The sequence below is a fragment of the Neptunomonas sp. genome, from assembly GCF_041601355.1.
Taxonomy (GTDB): Bacteria; Pseudomonadota; Gammaproteobacteria; order Pseudomonadales; family Balneatricaceae; genus Neptunomonas.
In genome coordinates this window covers 1-2,540 of the sequence record NZ_JBFIIH010000244.1, presented here as the reverse complement: position 1 = coordinate 2,540, position 2,540 = coordinate 1, and the positions used below count along the sequence as shown (strand labels likewise).

General features: G+C 44.6%; 2 protein-coding genes and 2 pseudogenes. 1 reads left to right on the top strand and 3 read right to left on the bottom strand.

The annotated features are described in order from the left end of the window. From ABY436_RS19935 to ABY436_RS19925, 3 genes and pseudogenes are all read right to left on the bottom strand, one after another. A pseudogene (locus ABY436_RS19935) lies at positions 1-231 on the bottom strand (co-chaperone DjlA); the annotation flags it as partial. Then, on the bottom strand, positions 221-925 hold the full coding sequence (gene murU, locus ABY436_RS19930) for an N-acetylmuramate alpha-1-phosphate uridylyltransferase MurU (RefSeq protein WP_372740668.1): 705 nt from the start codon (positions 923-925) through the stop codon (positions 221-223). The gene murU and the pseudogene ABY436_RS19935, both read right to left, overlap by 11 nt. Next, complete coding sequence (locus ABY436_RS19925) at positions 922-1,953, bottom strand: aminoglycoside phosphotransferase family protein (RefSeq protein WP_372740667.1); 1,032 nt, start codon at positions 1,951-1,953, stop codon at positions 922-924. The genes murU and ABY436_RS19925 overlap by 4 nt, the downstream gene beginning before the upstream one ends. A 32-nt stretch (positions 1,954-1,985) precedes the next feature. On the opposite strand from ABY436_RS19925, the pseudogene ABY436_RS19920 reads away from it, so the two are divergent. Beyond that, a pseudogene (locus tag ABY436_RS19920) lies at positions 1,986-2,540 on the top strand (hypothetical protein); the annotation flags it as partial.

Sequence of the window (2,540 nt, the reverse complement as noted above, 5' to 3'; positions counted from 1 at the left end):
TTTGCCCATCACAGCAAAGGTTGCTTTGAAAAAAGCTATTTGAGGGGACACGCCACCTGTCAGCAGATTCACAATAGCCTTGCTGACTAATCCACCGATTACCCCACCAAAAACTAATCCCCAAAAACCACCACTCATCAAACCGATTAAGGCACCGACGATCACTCCACCCCGGTACTTCAACAATGAAGCCGCTATATTTTGCCCTGTTGCCTGCGCATCAATTGCCATCTTGTTTTTTCTCTTGTATGACTTGTTTTTGTTCTTGTATTAATTGTTCAGCCTGCTTCAAACGGCCATGGGTACCGACATCAATCCAAGCACCCGTATATATCATTCCGCTAACATCCCCTGAAGATATCGCTCTTTTCAATAGCGGTCCCAACGCAAAGGCAGAGTCATCACAACCGGCAAACAGCGCAGGATTTAACACACTGATCCCTGAAAAAGTCAGCTTATCAGCCCGCAAAGACAGTGTACCGTCAGATAGACATGAAAAATCTCCATCAGGATGATGTTCCGGATTGGCTACCAGCACCAAATGAGCAACAGCAGGATTAATATCGGATAGTACAGAAAAATCAAAGTCAGTCATAATATCGCCATTAATAACCAAAAACGGCTCACCTCTTTCAGAAAGACGATTCAGCACGCGAAAAACACCGCCTCCCGTCTCTAAAGGCTCTTCTTCTGGCGAATATGTGATTGAAACACCCCACTGAGATCCATCACCCAGAGCCGCTTCAATCTGCTCACCTAACCAAGCGTGATTAATGATAATCTCTGTAAAACCCGCTTTAGCCAGGTTTTCAATATGATAGACAATCAAAGGTTTACCACTCACCAGGATCAGTGGTTTTGGTGTAGTCAAGGTTAATGGGCGTAAGCGCGTACCTAACCCTGCGGCTAATATCATTACTTTCATTGCGTTACTTCAGCAAAAGCCACTGCATCACGCATAGCGGGCAGGACTTTTTCATTGATTAACACGTTAAACTGTTCCAATTCAGGATACTTAGCAGAGATCTGATTCACATACTGCAAGGTTCTGGGAATATCCTGCAAATAACTATGCTTATCATCGCGAATACTTAATCGCGCAAAAATCCCTATGGCTTTTAAATGCCTTTGCATCCCCATCAAATCAAACCAGCGCTCGAAACGCTCAACGCTTACCTCTGCCAACAATGGGTTTTTCCTAACAAGTTCGGATCGAAAACAACCAACCCACTTATAAACCTGCTCATCCGGCCAACTGATATAACAATCCCGTAGCAACGACACCAGATCATAGGTTATCGGGCCTTTTACCGCATCCTGAAAATCGATCACACCGGGCGTATGCCCAGGTGTGATCATCAGGTTACGTGAATGATAGTCCCGATGAACACATACTGCGGGTTGCTCCAACGCACTCCCCTCTAATAAAGAAAATGCAGTATTAATGCTTTCTTGATCTTTTGAATCCAGGTCAATACTAAGCAAAGACACCAGGAACCAATCCTTAAACAAAGCCATTTCACGCTGTAACAAAATGCTGTCATATAAAGGAAGGGATTCAACACCACAGCACTGAATTTTATAAAGCTCGGCCATGGCAAGTTTATACAAGCGATCAACACTTTTTCCCTTCAGCGCCGGCAATAACAACTGATCACCAAAATCAGACAACAACATGAAACCCTGATCAAGGTCGACACTAATCACTTGCGGCACATGAACTCCCTGATCAAACCATGACCGGGCGATCGTTACAAATGTCTGACTATTTTCTTTTTCAGGCGGCGCATCCACAGCAATCCATGACTGACACTCTGTTTTTACGCGAAAATAGCGTCTGAAACTCGCATCACCGGAAACCGGCACTAATTCCCAGCCTTTTTCGATATCTATGACCCGAGCAGCCTGTAATTCTTCGATCCAACCTAATAAAGTAGATAAGCGTTGCCCCATTCTGCTGTTTCCCCTAGCGCATCATCGTTTGAATGTTTATTATTCCAGACTTTGCCAGTTACACAAATGAATATAGAGTCGAGCCTATTCACACTGCTAACTACACTGGCCAATTATCCGCTACTGGAAATCCTGGAATGTCATTTCTAAAACACACGTCCCACAGATTAACTGCCGCCATCGCCACCGCTTTACTTGTGCAGTACCAACCCGCATTCGCCAATCAAAATAGCTGGAACTGCCAACAGGTCGATAATAAATGGGACTGTTCTGGCGAACTAAGCTTGGATGAACACAGCTCTGCTGATTTCAGCTCGACAACTAAAGCAGCAGCAGAAGCGGAACATACTGGCAGTGATAACTCAGCGGAACAAATCGAGAGGCTAACACAATCTGCTGGCACGGATGCAGAAACAATAAAACAGACGCAGAAAAGTGTTTCTTCTACATCGCCTATTGCCGGGACCACGACTCAAACTGAAACCTCAACTGAAGCCCTTGCTGAGCCGCTTACAAAAGCGTCACATACAGAAGCGCCATTTATAGAAGCACCATTTATAGAAACTTTATCTATAGAAGCTCCATCT